Source organism: Bacillus cereus group sp. BfR-BA-01492 (genome assembly GCF_022662815.1).
Taxonomy (GTDB): domain Bacteria; phylum Bacillota; class Bacilli; order Bacillales; family Bacillaceae_G; genus Bacillus_A; species Bacillus_A cereus_BD.
The window spans coordinates 304289-321119 of the sequence record NZ_JAKUEH010000001.1 but is presented as its reverse complement, the minus strand read 5'-3'; the positions used below and the strand labels follow the sequence as shown (position 1 = coordinate 321119).

Here is a 16831-nt window from a genome sequence, read left to right as displayed (position 1 = left end):
TTTACTATAAAATGCGAACGATATTAAAAAAATATTATGTATTGTTCGGTTTATATAGTTGTCTAGACAGCTGCTTAAGGAGATTACATTTGCCATTTTACATAACATTCCGTAAGATGAAAGATAGATTATATAAAGAGCTGGAGGAAAGAAAGTGGAATTTGTGTTTTTAGGAACTGGTGCAGGTGTTCCTTCAAAAGGAAGAAATGTTTCAGCTATCGCTTTACAGTTATTAGAAGAAAGAGGAGGAACATGGCTATTTGATTGTGGTGAAGCAACGCAACATCAAATTTTACATACATCTGTACGTCCACGTCGGATTGAAAAAATATTTATTACGCATTTACATGGCGATCATATTTTTGGGTTACCAGGTTTATTAGGGAGTCGTTCTTTTCAAGGAGGGACAACGCCGTTAACGGTATATGGCCCAAAAGGAATTAAACAGTTTATTGAAGTTGCTTTATCAGTGAGTACAACACATGTGAAATACCCGCTTGAAATTATAGAAATTACTGAAGAGGGTGTTGTCTTTGAAGACAAACAATTTTATGTTGAAACAAAGAGACTGTCACATGGGATTGAATGTTTTGGATACCGAATTGTTGAGAAAGATATACAAGGCGCTCTTCTTGTTGAGAAGTTACGAGAAGCTAACGTGAAACCAGGTCCGATTTTTAAACGTTTAAAAGATGGAGAAATCGTTGAATTAGAAGATGGAAGAGTGTTAGATGGGAAGGACTTTATTGGGCCGCCGCAAAAAGGAAGAATTATTACTATTTTAGGGGATACTCGTTATTGTGATGCGAGTAGAATTCTCGCCCAAGATGCTGATGTACTTGTACATGAGGCGACATTTGCAGCAGCGGATCAAACCCAGGCTCATGATTATTTTCATTCCACAACTGAGCAGGCGGCACGCATTGCACGAGAAGCGAACGTGAAGCGTTTAATATTGACACATATTAGTTCACGTTATCAAGGCGATATGTATAAGGAATTGTTGCGAGAAGCAAAAGCGTTATTTGCTCATACAGAAATAGCGATGGATTTGAAGTCATTTCCAGTAGAAAGATAACATTTTCCAAACAATGGCAACAAAAGTTTGCCATTGTTTTATTTTGAAAAAATTTTTTAAAAACTATTTATTGGTAAAGCTGTTATCATTAAATAGTTTTATTATATGGTACAGTGATGGTAAAATGTTAGGATATTCTGTAAAGAAGTGCAGCATATGATTCGATTTAAAAAACTGTTATATAAATAAATAGATATATTATTGATACAATAAAAAGAAATTAGCATCAATTCAGAAATTTAAAAATTCAACAAAAGTAAGCGTTTCAAAAAAAACAAGCTATAATGAGGGCAAATCACAATTTATCGTGAGTTACATCGTGCATTTTAGCCATTTTTCGTAACGAAACGAAATTGACTAAAGGAGAGGGCAACATGGAGATTATTAAAGGAACTGTACTATTACTATTTGTATTAAGTCTTTTCTCACTCTTTAGTTTTAAAGCGCCAAATGGTATGAAAGCAATGGGAGCTTTAGCAAGCGCCGCTGTTGCGAGTTTCTTAGTTGAAGCATTTCAATTATACGTTGGTGGAGATCTACTAGGAATTGACTTTTTGAAAGAAGTTGGGAAATCATCTGGTAACCTAGGAGGGGTTGCGGGTGCAACGCTTGTTGCATTAGCGATGGGTGTATCACCTGTTTATGCTATGCTTGTCGGGGCTTCTGTGTTAAAGTTTGGATTGTTGCCAGGTTTTATCGCTGGTTATCTTATATCATTTTTAGTAAAACAAATTGAAAAACGTGTGCCAGAAGGATTAGATTTAATTGCCTGTATTGTTATTGCAGCGCCATTAACAAGACTCATTGCACAAGGAATGGATCCGATTGTAACAGCAACATTAAAGCAAATTGGCGGGGTTATTACATCGTCAACGAATGCGAATCCAATTATTATGGGAATTATTTTAGGTGGTATTATTACAGTTGTTGCAACAGCACCACTGAGTTCAATGGCATTAACTGCGCTTCTTGGATTAACAGGATTGCCAATGGCAATAGGGGCACTTGCGGTCACGAGTTCTTCTTTTATGAACTACGTATTCTTTAAGCGAATGAAGTTTGGAGATAAGCGTACGACAATTGCGGTAGCAATTGAACCGTTAACACAAGCAGATTTAATTTCCGCAAATCCAATTCCAGTGTATGTAACGAACTTTATCGGTGGTGCAGCAGCGGGGATTATTATTTCAATGTTCGAACTTGTAAACAACGCTACAGGAACGGCAACACCAATTGCTGGTCTGATGGTGATGTATGGGTTTAATGATCCTATGAAAGTAACAATATGTTTCTTATGTATTATGGTATCTGGTCTTGTATCAGGTTATATTGGTTCACTTTTATTTAAAAATTATCCAATTCGTACAGCGGAACAAATTCGTGGTACGGCTGGGAAAGCAACAGATGCAGCAGCTTAATAGAATAGTAGTAAATCATTTTTCATAGATGCTTAGGGGGAATTATGATGAAGTATCGCTCAGTATTCGATATTATCGGTCCAGTTATGATTGGGCCATCAAGTTCACATACAGCAGGCGCAGCAAGAATGGGGCAAGTTGCTCGTCAGCTTTTTCGACAAGAACCAGAAAGAATTATTATTTCTTTATACGGTTCATTTGCTAAGACATACCGTGGTCACGGAACAGATGTAGCACTAATTGGAGGAATTCTTGGCTTTGAAACCGACGATGTAAGAATTCCGAATTCGCTAGAGATTGCAAAGGAGCGCGGAATTGAAATTGACTTTATTGAAGAAGAAGCGAATGCACCGCATCCGAATACCGCTCGAATTCGTTTATACAAAGGTGAAGAAGAAATTGAAGTGGTGGCTTGTTCAATTGGTGGCGGGAAGATTGAAGTTGTTGAATTAAATGGGTTTGATTTACAACTATCAGGAACGAGTCCTGCGCTTCTTATTGTGAATAATGACCGTTTTGGAGCCATTGCATCTGTAGCTTCTATACTTGCAAAGCATGAAATTAATATTAGTACAATGAGCGTTTCACGTAAGGAAAAAGGAAGAAAAGCGCTTATGGTTATTGAAACAGATGAATTATTGGAAAATGAAGTGATTGAAGAGATAAAAGAACAATCTAATATTTGTCAAGTAACGATTATGGACTAATTGCAGGGGGGACACACCATGTTTCGGAATGCAGCGGAACTAGTGGCGCAAGCTAAAGAACAAAATGTAAAAATTGCAGAAATCATGATTCAATGTGAAATGGAAACAAGAAGAATTTCTCGTGAAGAAGTAATCGCTGGAATGGAAAAGAATTTAGTAGTAATGGAGCAAGCAGTGGAGCGAGGAATTCGCGGTGTGAAATCACCAACTGGTTTAACAGGCGGTGATGCTGTGAAGGTACAAGAGTATATAAAGACTGGAAAAGGTCTATCGGGACATACGATTTTAGATGCAGTGAGCAAAGCTGTTGCAACAAATGAAGTCAATGCGGCGATGGGAATTATTTGTGCAACACCAACAGCTGGCTCTGCTGGAACAGTGCCAGGTGTACTTTTTGCATTAAAAGAAAAGTTGCAACCAACACGTGAAGAAATGATTGAATTTTTATTTACAGCAGGAGCATTTGGTATGGTTGTTGCGAATAATGCATGTATTTCAGGTGCAGCTGGAGGGTGCCAAGCTGAAGTTGGATCGGCAAGTGGTATGGCAGCAGCGGCAGCTGTTGAAATGGCAGGTGGGACACCAGAACAAGCTGCTACCGCAATGGCAATCGCCTTGAAAAATATGTTGGGATTAGTATGTGATCCTGTTGCCGGACTAGTAGAAGTGCCATGTGTAAAGCGGAATGCAGCAGGTGCTTCCAATGCGATGATTGCAGCGGACTTGTCATTGGCTGGTGTGACAAGCATGATCCCGTGTGACGAAGTGATTGAAGCAATGTTTAGAATTGGCCAAACAATGCCAGTTGCACTTCGTGAAACAGCAGAAGGTGGACTTGCAGCAACACCGACAGGACGTCGTTTACAAGAAGAGATTTTTGGAAAGAAATAATATAAGATAGAAAAAGCGGAGCTCAAGTTTATTTTTTAAGCTCCGCTTTTTCTTATTTTTTTGTTAGTTGATCCAGTGTTTTACCAAGGTCTTGTGATCGTTTTGTGGCTTCTGTAATACAGGAGATAAGAGCTTTCTGAAAATCAAAACTTTGAAGCACTTCCATACCAGCTTCTGTTGTCCCGCCAGGAGAGGTAATTTCTTTTCGCAAAATAGAAGGATGCTTCGTATTATTTTTAAGCATCTCAGCAGCTCCAATCATTGTTTGTAAAATAAGCGATTTTGCTATAGATTCTTCTAAACCGATTTGCTTCGCAGCTTCTTCCATGGCTTCCACTACATAATATATGTACGCAGGACCACTACCAGATAATGCAGTAACAGCATTCATATCTTCTTCTTTCACTACTGAAACAATACCAATTGTTTCGAATAAAGACTTGGCAATCTCGATGTGCTGCTTTGTTGCGTGTATGGATGGAGAGATTGCTGTTGCGGATTTTAAAATAGCAGCTGATGTATTTGGCATGGCGCGGATTATTGGGACATTTTTTTGAAGAAGCTTAGCGATCGAATGGGTGGAAACACCTGCTAGTAATGAGATTACGAGGTGCGCATTTGTTATATGCTTTTTAAGCGGTACAATCGCTTCTACTATATCTTTTGGCTTCATTGCGAGAAAGAGAATATTTGCGTTTGTGAGTAATGCTTGTTTATCATGTGTTCCTTGTACACCATATTTTGTATGTAACTCTTGTAGTCTTGCTTCATTGGAGCGGTTACTGATAGTAATTTGTTTCGCGCTTACTATATTTGCATCTAATAGACCAGAAATAATTGCTTCAGCGATAGAACCAGCTCCTAAAAAGGAAATATTTTGAATGGACATGATGTGCCCCCTTTATTTTTAATGAATGTACATAGATTCGCTTTAGGCTAGAAAATCCCTTCTTTTTATCTGAAAATAATGACAAAATTTTGTGGAAGTTGTAAACTGAAGAGAGATTCATTTTGAAGCGGAGAGACAGGGGGGCATAAACATGGTAAAGATTCATCGAATGGAGATTCCTGTTCCATTTGCAGTTGAAACCGTAAATGTGTTTTTAGTTGAGGGGGAGACTTTAACATTAATTGATACGGGAACAAATACAGAGAACGCTAAGAAATCTTTAGAACACCAGCTAGGTGTTCTAGGATATAAAATAGAAGATATTGAAACAGTGGTCATTACACATCATCATGCTGATCATTGTGGACTTTTAAACATTTTTTCAGCTCATTCTAATATTGTTGGGCATCCTTGGAATGAACCTTGGATTACGCAAGATCCTCAATTTTTAAAGCGTTATCAACAATTTTTTAAAGAGGCTGCACGACAGTTCGGTGTACCAGAGGCATTTTTAAATCATGAAGGATTACTAACGAAGAAAACACTTCAATATTCTTGTAAGAGATCGTTAACTCATACAGTACGAGAAGGCGATTATATTGACGCTTTGCCTGAATTTCAAGTGATTGAAACACCTGGGCATGCTTCTACACATATTTCTTTATACAGGGAACGCGATGGATTATTAATCGGTGGAGATGCTTTAATTCGTCATATTTCTTCTAATCCAATATTAGAACCACCATATGAAGGGGAGTCAGAAAGAGCAAGGCCTTTATTACAATATAATCAAACGTTAAGAAGATTAAGCAAAATGAATCTTTCACGTATCTTATCTGGACATGGAGAAGATATTGTAAATGTGAACGAGCTAATCGAGAGTCGATTACAAAAACAAGAAACACGAGCGTTGAAAGTATTAGAGTTATTAAAAGAAAAACCGATGACAGCTTTTGAAATATGTGTAAAGCTATTTCCTGTTTTATATAAAGAGCAATTGCCACTTACTCTTTCAGAAACGGTTGGACAATTAGACTTTTTAGCATATAATCAACAAGTAATGATTGATGAATCCTTGCCACAATTGATTTATTATGCAAAGTAGGTGACAGCAATGACAGGACGTTTACAAGAACAAGTAATCGTCATTACAGGTGCTTCCAGCGGGATTGGAGAGCAAATTGCAATGCAGGTGGCAGAGCAAGGAGCAATTCCTGTTTTGATCGCTCGAACAGAAGAGAAATTAAAGAAATTAATGAACAAGATAAAAACGACTTATCATACGCCGTGTTACTATTACCTATTGGATGTGAGTGATGAGAACGCGGTCGAAACTGTATTTGCACAAGTATTGCAAGACATTGGAAAGATTGACATACTCGTGAACAATGCTGGGTTTGGTATTTTTAAAACATTTGAGGATGCTTCTATGCATGAGGTGAAAGGTATGTTTCAAGTGAACGTATTCGGATTAGTCGCTTGTACTAAGGCGGTTTTACCTCATATGATAGAGCGAAATGAAGGGCAAATTATTAATATTGCTTCATTAGCAGGAAAAATTGCAACACCAAAATCCAGTGCTTATGCTGCTACAAAGCATGCTGTATTAGGGTTTACAAATAGTTTGCGCATGGAACTTTCCAATACGAATATTTATGTAACAGCAATTAACCCAGGACCAATTGATACGAACTTTTTTGACATTGCTGATCAATCAGGTACATATGTAAAAAATATGGGACGTTACATGTTAAAGCCAACATATGTAGCTGGACAGATTGTAAAGGCAATGCATACGAAAAAGAGAGAAGTGAATTTGCCAAAATGGATGGGGATTGGTCCAAAGCTTTTTGCGTTATCCCCAGGTTTATTTGAAAGAATTGCAGGTAAATCGTTAAGTAAAAAATAGGAGATTTCTATATGAAGTCTCCTATTTTTTATCCCGCTATTTTAGGGCAGTAAGACTCCCACCTCAAGATGCAGAGAGAAGCAAGGAAGATAGGTGGGAGTAGGGCTGCCCGTAACAGCCCGATTGGTTAGGGCTCATAATCAGTGGGGGATGAAGAAAACTCCCACTGATTAAAGTTTCACTTTATTTTCCTGTAATATAGTCATAAACAATATCTTCAACTGCTTCGTATACATCCACATCAGGATCTGAACCAATCATCGTTTGGATGCTTTGAATTAATATTTCCTCATCTTCTTTTAAAATAGGACTACATTGATATTGCCCAAAACTTTTTATCATCATCTTCTCGATTAATTTTTTATTCATGTTTATCCTCACTCACATGTATTCGTATATTGCTTTTATTGTACTTGAAGTATATGAAAAATACTAGTATAGGGCGCTTTTGTATAAAAATTCAAATAAAATATCATTTTATTAGTAAAATTAAGGTTTTATAACTTTTTATAATTAATAAATATTTGATTGACTCTATAAATATACAATATTATAATCATACTTAATTTCAATAATCTATATAAGGAGGAAAATATGAAAGTTGCAATTATTGGAGCAACAGGGTACGGAGGAATTGAGTTAATTCGGTTATTACACCAACATCCGTATTTTTCTATTGTATCTATGCACTCCTTTTCACAAGTAGGAGAGCATATAACGAGTTCATATCCACATTTACGTCGTTTTCTCGTGTATACATTGCAAGAAATCGATGTGGAATCGATTAAGAAAGAAGCGGATCTTGTTTTTTTAGCAACACCAGCAGGCGTTTCTGTCAAGCTAACCCCTCTTTTATTAAAAGCAGGCTTAAAAGTAATCGATTTATCCGGTGATTTTCGAATGGTCAATCCTTCTATATATGAAATGTGGTATAAAAAGCCTGCTGCAAGTGAGGAGTTTCTTCAAAAAGCAGTGTATGGATTAAGTGAGTGGAAAAGAGACGAGATTCAAAAAGCAGAGTTAGTTGCAAATCCTGGTTGTTTTGCTACAGCAACTTTATTAGCTATAGCACCGCTTATGCGAAATAAAATCATTGAGGAAGATTCGGTAATTATTGATGCCAAATCGGGTGTATCAGGTGCTGGAAAAACGCCGACCAATGCAGCTCATTTCCCGGAACTATATGATAATCTTCATATTTATAAAGTGAATGAGCACCAGCATATTCCAGAAATTGAACAAATGTTAATTGGCTGGAATGAACAAGCGAAGCCCATTACATTTAGTACACATTTAATACCGGTATCACGAGGGATTATGGTTACCCTTTATGCAAAAGTAAGGCAACATGTCCAAATAGAAGAACTTCATCATTTGTATACAAATGTCTATAAAAATTCTTATTTTGTCCGAATTCGCTCGCATGGAGAATTTCCAAGTATAAAAGAAGTAAGAGGATCAAATTATTGTGACATCGGCATTGCTTATGATGAAAGAACAAAAAGAATTACAGTGGTTGCTGTTATTGACAATATGATGAAGGGAGCGGCAGGGCAAGCTGTTCAAAATGCAAATTTAGTAGCGAGGCTAGATGAGAAAACGGGATTGCAATATATACCAATGTATCCATAAGGAGGGAGAAAGGTGATTCAAACGGACTTTCTTATAAAAGTTCAAAATGGTTCCATCGTCTCACCGCAAGGTTTCTCGGCAATTGGAATCAAAGCGGGATTGAAAAAAGAGAAAAAAGACCTTGGAGTCATTCTATGTGATGTGCCAGCAATTTGCGCTGCTGTTTATACAACAAATCAGATTCAAGCTGCACCAGTACAAGTGACGAAAGAAAGCATCGGGGTGGATGGAACATTACAAGCAATTGTTGTAAATAGCGGAAATGCAAACGCTTGTACGGGTATGAAAGGGCTAGAAGATACTTATGAAATGCGTGCGTTGGTAGCAAAACAATTTTCTATAAAGGAAAGTGATGTAGCTGTAGCTTCAACGGGAGTGATTGGAATGCATTTACCGATGGAAATCATTCGCACTGGTATTTCAGCACTTGTACCGAGGAAAGAGAAAGAAATAGCAGAGTCTTTTTATGAAGCAATCTTAACAACAGATCTTGTAGAAAAACGATCTAGTTATCAATTTATGATTGAAGGAAAAAAAGTAACAATTTCAGGAGCTGCAAAAGGATCAGGAATGATACATCCTAATATGGCGACCATGCTTAGTTTTATAACAACAGATGCAAAAATAGAATGTGAATCATTACAAGCAGCGTTATCAGAAGTAACAAATCAAACTTTTAACCAAATTACTGTTGATGGAGATACTTCGACTAATGACATGGTCATTGTTATGGCAAGTGGATTCGTAGAGACGACATCGATTCACAAAAATCATCCAGAGTGGAACAAATTTGTCATTGCATTGCAGAACGTTTGTGAGGATTTAGCAAAGCAAATTGCCAAAGATGGAGAAGGAGCTACTAAATTAGTAGAAGTAAATGTTTGCGGGGTACGAACGGAAGAAGAAGGAAGGCAGATTGCCAAACAAATTGTAGGATCCAGTCTTGTCAAGACAGCAATGTATGGTGAAGATCCAAATTGGGGACGCATCATTCGTGCAATTGGTCAATGCGGGATAAAGATCGAACCTACTACTGTAGATATTGCAGTACAATCTATCACTGTACTACGAGAGAGTGAGCCGCAAATCTTTTCAGAAGAAGAAATGAAACAACAATTACAAAAGGATGAAATTGTCATTGATGTGCATCTGCACTTAGGAGAAGAGAAAGGGACTGCATGGGGGTGTGATTTAAGTTACGATTACGTAAAAATAAATGCTTGTTATCGTACATAAGGGGAGAAAAAAGATGAACGAGTGCATTGTAATAAAATGCGGTGGAAGTATGTTAGAACGTTTGGATAGCACCTTCTTTCATTGTATAGAGAAATTGAAAAGAAAGTATCGCATTGTTATTGTTCATGGCGGGGGACCTGATATTGATAAGGTATTAAAAATATTTCAAATTCCAATTGAAAAGAAACACGGTTTACGAGTAACTTCACAAGAAGTTATGGAAGTGGTTCAAATGGTTTTATGCGGTAGTACAAATAAAAATTTAGTACAGAATTTCCAAAAGTATGGCTTACCTGCAATTGGAATTTCAGGTTGCGATGGAAAGTTACTTCAGGCGAAGCCGCTTAATGAGGAGATTGGTTATGTAGGAAAAGTGAGTAAAGTTGAGAGTTCCTTGCTAGAAGGAGTACTTAATTTAAATTATATTCCAATTATTGCTCCAATAGGGATAGGGGAGGAGCAAGTGTACAACATAAATGCAGATACAGCAGCTGCAGGAATTGCAACGGCACTTGGAGTAAAAGAACTTATTTTTATAACAGATGTCGATGGAGTGTTAAACGAAGGGAAATTAGTTGAGAAAACGGATGAGGTAGAAATTCTCAATATGATAGAGAAAGAGATTATTACAGGTGGAATGATTCCGAAAGTACAGGCCGCACTTACTGCGTTAAGAATGGGGATTCAAAATGTAAGCATTGTCAATGGCACAAAAAATTTTATTGGATTAACCGGTGAATGGATTGGAACAACAGTAACAAGAGGGGGGAATGTGGTATGAAAAGTCGAATTTTTCCGACATATGTAAGGCGTGAACTTGAAATAGTAAAGGGAACCGGTGCGAAAGTAATGGATAGAAGCGGAAAAGAATATTTAGATTTTACGTCTGGAATTGCCGTCTGCAACTTAGGACATTGTCACCCAAATCTTGTTGAAAATGTAACGAAACAACTATATGAAATGTGGCACATATCGAATCTTTTCTCACATTCTATTCAAGAAGATGTAGCAAGATTGTTAACGGAAGATAAGGAATTAGAATATGTATTTTTCTGTAATAGCGGTGCCGAAGCGAATGAAGCAGCATTGAAAATTGCGCGTAAATATACGGGAAAATCTCTTGTTTTAACGTTTCAGCAGTCTTTTCATGGTCGAACGTTTGGAACGATGAGTGCAACAGGACAAGAAAAGGTAAAAGGAGGATTTGGACCACTTCTTCCATCATTTTTACATCTTCCTTTCAATGATATAGCTACTCTTAGAGAAGCGATGAATCAAGATGTAGCCGCAATTATGGTTGAAATTGTTCAAGGAGAAGGTGGTGTTTTACCAGCTCATTGCGACTTCTTGCAAGAAATTGAGAAGTTATGTAAAGAATATGGAGCCCTTTGTATTATTGATGAGGTGCAGACGGGAATAGGGAGAACGGGTACATTGTTTGCTTATGAACAGACAGGTCTATCTCCTGATATTGTAACAGTAGCAAAAGCGTTAGGAAATGGAATTCCAGTTGGAGCCATGATAGGAAGAGAAGAGTTAGCGGTGGCTTTTACATCAGGAACACATGGTTCAACATTTGGCGGGAATTATATTGCAATGGCTGCTGCCAAAGCAGTATTACAAATTATAAAACAACCATCATTTTTACAAGCGGTCAAAGAAAAAGGCGAGTATTTCTTGCAAAGATTGAAACAAGAGTTGTTACACGTTGAAGACATTTGTGATATTCGCGGGCGAGGGCTTATGGTTGGGGTTTCTTGTAAAAAGGATGTCTCATCTTATATTGAGCAATTAGAAAAAGAAGGACTCCTTGCGCTGCAAGCTGGACCCAATGTGTTACGGCTATTACCACCACTCATTGTTACAAATGAAGAATTAGAACAAGCCATATACATGATCAAAAAAGTAATCTGTACAAAAATATTACCATCTATATAAGGGGGAAATACGATGTCAATTGTACAAGTGCCGAAATTACAAACGAAACATGTATTAACTTTAGAAGAATTAACGCAAGAAGAAATCATTTCTTTAATTGAGTTTGCCATATATTTAAAAAAGAATAAACATGCCCCTTTTTTAAAGGGAAAAATATTAGGATTAATTTTTGATAAACAGTCTACTCGTACACGTGTCTCTTTTGAAGCAGGAATGGTACAACTCGGTGGACATGGAATGTTTTTAAGTGGGAAAGAAATGCAACTTGGAAGAGGGGAAAGTATTGCTGATACGGCAAAAGTCTTATCACGATATATTGATGGAATTATGATTCGTACCTTTTCACATGCAGATGTTGAAGAACTTGCAAAAGAGGCTAGCATTCCTGTTATTAACGGATTAACAGATGACCACCATCCATGTCAAGCACTGGCGGATTTAATGACAATTTATGAAGAAGTTCATACATTTAAAGGAATAAAATTAGCATATATAGGTGATGGAAATAACGTATGCCATTCTTTATTAGTAGCGAGTGCAAAAGTAGGGATGGATATGGCAGTCGCAACACCAAGAGGGTATGAGCCAAACGGGAGAATGATACAAAAAGCATTAGAACTTGCTGAAGAGACTGGAGCAACACTTGAATTTTTTCATGACCCACAGCTAGCAGTAACAGAAGCTGATTTTGTTTATACTGATGTTTGGATGAGTATGGGTCAAGAAGGCGCTCAAGAAAAAAAGGTAATATTTCAGCCATTTCAAATCAATCGTGAACTTGTCCAATATGCGAAGAAGACATATCGTTTTTTACATTGTTTACCTGCGCATCGCGAGGAAGAAGTGACGAGTGAAATCATCGATGGTATGCACTCGCTTGTGTTTACGCAAGCGGAGAATCGTTTGCATGCTCAGAAGGCTTTACTAGTAAGTATATTCGAGAACATGAAAGAACCTTCCTAGCATGGGAGGGTTTTTGTGTCATTTAAAAAAATATAAAGTATGTTAATGGGGAAATAATCGAGCAAATAAGGGACAAAACATGTAAGCTCGTTTTGTTCGAAAGAGTGTCACATTCATTTTCCAATGTGAATATGTTTAAAAAAAGGAGGAGATTAGGTGTACGATTACTATGGGAATCCAATCCATCCATATGTATATTATTATCCCGCTTTTATAAGGCAGCTACCGTATCAGTATGAACAGCCTTCTCAGAAACTAAAGCCGTACTTAACAACTTGGCCATATTCAAATGTATATTATGGTAACTATTATGAATCATAAAGCTGCTTCTTTCTGAAGCAGCTTTATACATTTGTTTTCAAAATTAAAGTTTGAATCGTTTGAAGAGAATGAATGAGTTGTTCGCGCTCTTCTTTAGATAATGTTTGAAAACTTTCTTTTAGTTTGTCTAAAATAAATTGCTGATATTGACCTACTATTAATTTCCCTTCAGATGTAAGAGAAATTAAAATGACCCGTCGATCTTTTTCGCTATAATGACGCTCTATCAATTCTTCTTGAATTAATTTATTTAATAGAGGTGTCATATTGGGCCTTGAAATCGCTAAACGCTTTCCAATTTCTGATACTGTTAATGTACCGTGTTCATGTAATAGCAATAACACCTGTGTATGAGATGGTGGCATGTGCCTTTGAGAAGGAAATTCTCCAGGAAGCATAAATTTGCGATAAAAAAGAGGCACTAACGAAAGAAGATGATCAACAATACGTTCCCAATCGCGTGATTCCATATAAAGGCCTCCTTCCATGATTATTGTAACAAAAAAGGTATCGTATAAAAATAGGATTGTTTGGAGCTACCTTAATATTTATAGGACAATACTTGCTTTGTAAATGTATTGGCGATAACTTCATAGCCTTTGTCATTTGGATGTACTTGATCATAGAGCAATTCTTTTTTATCATTTGATATTAATTTTCGAATCGGTACAACAATGGACGGTGGATTCGATTTTGAAATGGAGTAAACGGAGTCATTCCAACCATCTAAAAACATATCTGCATAAGAGGCGATAGAATCGTCAAGTTGCAAAGGGTTATAGAGTTCAGAGAGAATGAGTAAAGCATTTGGATTAAGAGATCGAACAGTCTTCACAATCGTTTTTACATCTGCTTCAAACCGTGCTTTTTCTTTGTTTAACATTTTTATACCATCTATAACACCTACATCGCGTTTGAGACGAAATAAATTATTTCCTCCAATATTGATCGTAATAATATGTGCCTCTTTCATTTTTTGCTGTACATCTTCTGACTGCATCTTTTTGATGAGACGATCTGTTGTAAGGCCGTTTACACCAAGATTTTCTACACGGATCGGCTTATGGATTTGTTCTTCAATTTGTTTAGAAGCCAATTCTGCAAATCCTCCTTGAGTAGAACCATATCCTTTGGCGAGCGAGTCGCCTAGTACAAGATGATAAAATGAATCATTTGTTTGTTTATCAATCCAATGAGGGGTGGATGTTTTTGTTATTTTTCCTCTATTTTCTTTTTGTATTGTCTCGTCGTTCTTGTCAAAGTATGAATAAGAAATGATGAGAAGGAGGAGACAAACAATAATGAAGATGAGCTTTTTCATAAATTTATCCTCCTTGTAATTGGTAATTGTATCATATTGGACAGTATAAGCAACGGAAGGATATATTATATTTTATGAAAAGTTTACAATAACTTTACAGAAAATTTGTAGAAGTATGTCAAAAAATATTGACGATATGAAAGTATGTTCGATATGATAATGTCAGATAAGTGACGACATATCGCTCTGTTAAGAAGAAAAAAGAGAGAAAGGTATTACAAGCTTATTGTATTTGGGACAATTTTATAAGGGGGATTTTTTGTGAAAAAATCAAAGAAAGTGTTAGCCGGAGCAACGCTGGCATTAGGTGTTATGGCCCCGCAAGTAGTACCAACCATTGCTCATGCGGAAGGACAGACGGAGGAGAGCACAGTTCATTTGCGAATTTTAGAAACATCTGATATTCATGTGAACTTAATGAATTATGATTATTATCAAACGAAAACGGATAATAAAGTAGGGCTTGTTCAAACGGCAACGCTTGTGAATCAAGCGCGTGAAGAAGTAAAAAACTCTGTTTTATTTGATGACGGAGATGCAATACAAGGGACACCGCTTGGGGACTATGTAGCGCAAAAAGGGTTGGATGGGAATTATGTACACCCATTATATCGTGTAATGAATTTAATGAAGTATGACGTCATTTCTTTAGGAAATCATGAGTTTAACTATGGTTTAGATTATTTAAAGAAAGCAATTAGTAAGACTGAATTCCCAGTTGTGAATTCAAATGTTTATAAAGACGACCATGATAATAATGAAGAAAATGATGAAAATTACTTTAAACCATATCATATTTTTGAAAAAGAAGTAGAAGACGAAGCGGGTCAAAAGCATAAAGTGAAGATTGGTGTAATGGGATTTGTACCACCACAAATTATGAACTGGGATAAGGCGAATTTAGAAGGAAAAGTAAGAGCGAAAGATATCGTCCAAACTGCGAAGAAAATGGTTCCGAAAATGAAAGCAGAAGGCGCAGATATTATCGTTGCGCTAGCGCACTCTGGTGTGGATAAAAGCGGTTACAATACAGGGATGGAAAACGCTTCATTTTATTTAACAGAAGTTCCTGGTGTTGATGCAGTGTTGATGGGACACTCACATACAGTAGTCACAGATACATTTAACGGTGTACCTGTTGTAATGCCAGGTGTTTTCGGTAGCAACTTAGGCGTTATTGATATGCAGCTGAAAAAAGTAGATGGTAAGTGGCAAGTTCAAAAGGATAAATCTATTCCAACAGTTCGTGCTATTGCAGATAATAAAGGGAACGCATTAGTTCAATCTGACCAAAGATTAGTTGACGAGATTAAAGAGGAACACGAAGCGACGATTCAATATGTTAATACACCTGTTGGGAAAACAACAGCGCCAATTAATAGTTATTTTTCACTTGTACAAGACGATCCATCGGTCCAACTTGTGACACAGGCACAGAAATGGTATGTAGAAAAGTTGTTTGCTGAAAATGAAAAATATAGTAAGTATAAAGGTATTCCTATCTTATCGGCAGGTGCGCCATTTAAGGCGGGCGGAAGAAATGGTGCGACATACTATACAGATATTCCAGCAGGTACTTTAGCTATTAAAAACGTAGCCGATTTATATGTGTATCCGAATACGCTATATGCTGTGAAAGTAAATGGGGCACAAGTAAAAGAATGGCTTGAAATGTCGGCAGGGCAGTTTAATCAAATTGACCCAACTAAATCTGAAGAACAATCACTTGTTAATGTAAGCTATCCTACATATAATTTTGATATTTTAGATGGCCTGAAATATGAAATTGATGTTACACAACCAGCGAAGTACGATAAAGATGGAAAAGTAGTACATCAAACTGCAAATCGCATTATTAATATGACATATGACGGAAAACCGGTAACAGATGAACAAGAATTTATTGTTGCTACAAATAATTATCGTGGTAGCAGTCAAACATTCCCTGGTGTAAATAAAGGGGAAGTGGTGTATCAATCACAAGATGAAACGCGTCAAATTATTGTGAAATATATGCAAGAGACGCCAGTTATTAATCCAGCGGCAGATCAGAACTGGACATTTAAACCAATCCATGCTGAAAAGTTAAATATTACATTTGATTCTTCGCCAAATGCACAAAAATATATTACGAAAGATGGAAACATTTCTTATGTTGGTCCATCTGAAAATGAATTTGCAAAATATGCAATTGACTTAAGGAACAAGACTGACGAAGAGAAGCCGGTGCCACCAGTAACAGATGAAGGAAGTAATGAAGAGAAGCCGGTACCACCAGTAGCAGATGAAGGAAATGATGGAGATCAGGCAACACCAGATGCTATCAATCAAAATGAAGATGTAACAACTACAAATGTAAGCGAAGATAAAGAAACAAATAAAATAGAGCGAGATCTTCCAAAAACGGGAGCAAATGTTTTTTCAACAATTGGGGCAGGACTTGCTTTTATTGGAGTAGGTATATTCATGTTATTTAGAAGAAAGAAAGCAAATAGATAAGTAAAAAGAGGATTACCGGCGTGGTAATC

Annotated in this window: 17 protein-coding genes; 13 read left to right on the top strand and 4 right to left on the bottom strand. The window is 36.9% G+C overall.

What is annotated here, in order from left to right; all coding sequences use genetic code 11:
• The first annotated feature begins 154 nt into the window (after positions 1-154).
• From rnz to sdaAA, 4 genes are all read left to right on the top strand, one after another.
• Positions 155-1078 (top strand): ribonuclease Z, encoded by a 924-nt coding sequence (gene rnz, locus MR063_RS01715; RefSeq protein WP_242143700.1) that lies wholly within the window; start codon positions 155-157, stop codon positions 1076-1078.
• A 374-nt stretch (positions 1079-1452) separates the two neighbouring features.
• Positions 1453-2496 carry a PTS sugar transporter subunit IIC gene (locus tag MR063_RS01710; protein ID WP_242193061.1) on the top strand — a complete coding sequence of 348 codons (1044 nt, stop codon included), beginning with the start codon at positions 1453-1455 and terminating at the stop codon, positions 2494-2496.
• 47 nt (positions 2497-2543) lie between these two features.
• Positions 2544-3203 carry an L-serine ammonia-lyase, iron-sulfur-dependent subunit beta gene (sdaAB, locus tag MR063_RS01705; protein WP_242143698.1) on the top strand — a complete coding sequence of 220 codons (660 nt, stop codon included), beginning with the start codon at positions 2544-2546 and terminating at the stop codon, positions 3201-3203.
• Positions 3204-3221: 18 nt separating this feature from the next.
• On the top strand, positions 3222-4094 hold the full coding sequence (sdaAA, locus tag MR063_RS01700) for an L-serine ammonia-lyase, iron-sulfur-dependent, subunit alpha (protein WP_242143697.1): 873 nt from the start codon (positions 3222-3224) through the stop codon (positions 4092-4094).
• A gap of 52 nt (positions 4095-4146) precedes the next feature.
• Here the strand turns inward: sdaAA and proI are convergent, their stop codons facing one another.
• Positions 4147-4983, bottom strand: coding sequence for a pyrroline-5-carboxylate reductase ProI (gene proI / locus MR063_RS01695; protein WP_242193050.1), 837 nt, complete (start codon positions 4981-4983; stop codon positions 4147-4149).
• Positions 4984-5134: 151 nt separating this feature from the next.
• Between proI and MR063_RS01690 the strand changes: the two genes are divergently transcribed.
• Both MR063_RS01690 and MR063_RS01685 read left to right on the top strand, forming a co-directional pair.
• A complete protein-coding gene (locus tag MR063_RS01690; protein ID WP_242143695.1) occupies positions 5135-6088 on the top strand; it encodes an MBL fold metallo-hydrolase in 954 nt (317 codons plus the stop codon).
• Between the two features lie 9 nt (positions 6089-6097).
• On the top strand, positions 6098-6892 hold the full coding sequence (locus MR063_RS01685) for an SDR family NAD(P)-dependent oxidoreductase (protein ID WP_242193049.1): 795 nt from the start codon (positions 6098-6100) through the stop codon (positions 6890-6892).
• Between the two features lie 183 nt (positions 6893-7075).
• On the opposite strand, the gene MR063_RS01680 is transcribed toward MR063_RS01685, so the two are convergent.
• Positions 7076-7261 carry a YqzH family protein gene (locus MR063_RS01680; RefSeq protein ID WP_242193048.1) on the bottom strand — a complete coding sequence of 62 codons (186 nt, stop codon included), beginning with the start codon at positions 7259-7261 and terminating at the stop codon, positions 7076-7078.
• Between the two features lie 225 nt (positions 7262-7486).
• Between MR063_RS01680 and argC the strand changes: the two genes are divergently transcribed.
• From argC to MR063_RS01650, 6 genes are all read left to right on the top strand, one after another.
• The gene (gene argC / locus MR063_RS01675; RefSeq protein WP_242193047.1) at positions 7487-8524 is read left to right on the top strand and encodes an N-acetyl-gamma-glutamyl-phosphate reductase; all 1038 of its coding nucleotides are present in this window, start codon (positions 7487-7489) and stop codon (positions 8522-8524) included.
• Between the two features lie 12 nt (positions 8525-8536).
• Positions 8537-9760, top strand: a complete 1224-nt coding sequence (argJ, locus tag MR063_RS01670) for a bifunctional glutamate N-acetyltransferase/amino-acid acetyltransferase ArgJ (protein ID WP_242193046.1) — start codon at positions 8537-8539, stop codon at positions 9758-9760.
• A gap of 13 nt (positions 9761-9773) precedes the next feature.
• Positions 9774-10541 (top strand): acetylglutamate kinase, encoded by a 768-nt coding sequence (gene argB / locus MR063_RS01665; protein WP_242193045.1) that lies wholly within the window; start codon positions 9774-9776, stop codon positions 10539-10541.
• A complete protein-coding gene (locus MR063_RS01660; RefSeq protein WP_242193044.1) occupies positions 10538-11698 on the top strand; it encodes an acetylornithine transaminase in 1161 nt (386 codons plus the stop codon). Before argB ends, MR063_RS01660 begins: the two co-directional genes overlap by 4 nt.
• Before the next feature lie 12 nt (positions 11699-11710).
• Complete coding sequence (gene argF / locus MR063_RS01655; RefSeq protein WP_242193043.1) at positions 11711-12661, top strand: ornithine carbamoyltransferase; 951 nt, start codon at positions 11711-11713, stop codon at positions 12659-12661.
• 156 nt (positions 12662-12817) lie between these two features.
• Positions 12818-12982 (top strand): hypothetical protein, encoded by a 165-nt coding sequence (locus MR063_RS01650; protein ID WP_242193040.1) that lies wholly within the window; start codon positions 12818-12820, stop codon positions 12980-12982.
• Between the two features lie 23 nt (positions 12983-13005).
• Here the strand turns inward: MR063_RS01650 and MR063_RS01645 are convergent, their stop codons facing one another.
• Both MR063_RS01645 and MR063_RS01640 read right to left on the bottom strand, forming a co-directional pair.
• Positions 13006-13452, bottom strand: a complete 447-nt coding sequence (locus MR063_RS01645; protein WP_242193038.1) for a MarR family winged helix-turn-helix transcriptional regulator — start codon at positions 13450-13452, stop codon at positions 13006-13008.
• Between the two features lie 71 nt (positions 13453-13523).
• On the bottom strand, positions 13524-14303 hold the full coding sequence (locus MR063_RS01640) for a GDSL-type esterase/lipase family protein (protein WP_242193036.1): 780 nt from the start codon (positions 14301-14303) through the stop codon (positions 13524-13526).
• A 261-nt stretch (positions 14304-14564) separates the two neighbouring features.
• On the opposite strand from MR063_RS01640, the gene cpdB reads away from it, so the two are divergent.
• Entirely contained in the window at positions 14565-16802 is a 2238-nt protein-coding gene (gene cpdB / locus MR063_RS01635; protein ID WP_242193035.1) for a bifunctional 2',3'-cyclic-nucleotide 2'-phosphodiesterase/3'-nucleotidase, read from the top strand.
• Positions 16803-16831 lie beyond the last annotated feature (29 nt).

Excerpts from the sequence above, each read along its gene's own strand:
- MR063_RS01645 (WP_242193038.1), bottom strand. The coding sequence starts at position 13,452 with ATGGAATCACGCGATTGGGAACGTATTGTTGATCATCTTCTTTCGTTA.
- proI (WP_242193050.1), bottom strand. The coding sequence starts at position 4,983 with ATGTCCATTCAAAATATTTCCTTTTTAGGAGCTGGTTCTATCGCTGAA.
- MR063_RS01660 (WP_242193044.1), top strand. The coding sequence starts at position 10,538 with ATGAAAAGTCGAATTTTTCCGACATATGTAAGGCGTGAACTTGAAATA.
- MR063_RS01690 (WP_242143695.1), top strand. The coding sequence starts at position 5,135 with ATGGTAAAGATTCATCGAATGGAGATTCCTGTTCCATTTGCAGTTGAA.
- MR063_RS01710 (WP_242193061.1), top strand. The coding sequence starts at position 1,453 with ATGGAGATTATTAAAGGAACTGTACTATTACTATTTGTATTAAGTCTT.
- argF (WP_242193043.1), top strand. The coding sequence starts at position 11,711 with ATGTCAATTGTACAAGTGCCGAAATTACAAACGAAACATGTATTAACT.
- argB (WP_242193045.1), top strand. The coding sequence starts at position 9,774 with ATGAACGAGTGCATTGTAATAAAATGCGGTGGAAGTATGTTAGAACGT.
- MR063_RS01640 (WP_242193036.1), bottom strand. The coding sequence starts at position 14,303 with ATGAAAAAGCTCATCTTCATTATTGTTTGTCTCCTCCTTCTCATCATT.
- MR063_RS01685 (WP_242193049.1), top strand. The coding sequence starts at position 6,098 with ATGACAGGACGTTTACAAGAACAAGTAATCGTCATTACAGGTGCTTCC.
- argC (WP_242193047.1), top strand. The coding sequence starts at position 7,487 with ATGAAAGTTGCAATTATTGGAGCAACAGGGTACGGAGGAATTGAGTTA.
- sdaAA (WP_242143697.1), top strand. The coding sequence starts at position 3,222 with ATGTTTCGGAATGCAGCGGAACTAGTGGCGCAAGCTAAAGAACAAAAT.
- MR063_RS01680 (WP_242193048.1), bottom strand. The coding sequence starts at position 7,261 with ATGAATAAAAAATTAATCGAGAAGATGATGATAAAAAGTTTTGGGCAA.
- sdaAB (WP_242143698.1), top strand. The coding sequence starts at position 2,544 with ATGAAGTATCGCTCAGTATTCGATATTATCGGTCCAGTTATGATTGGG.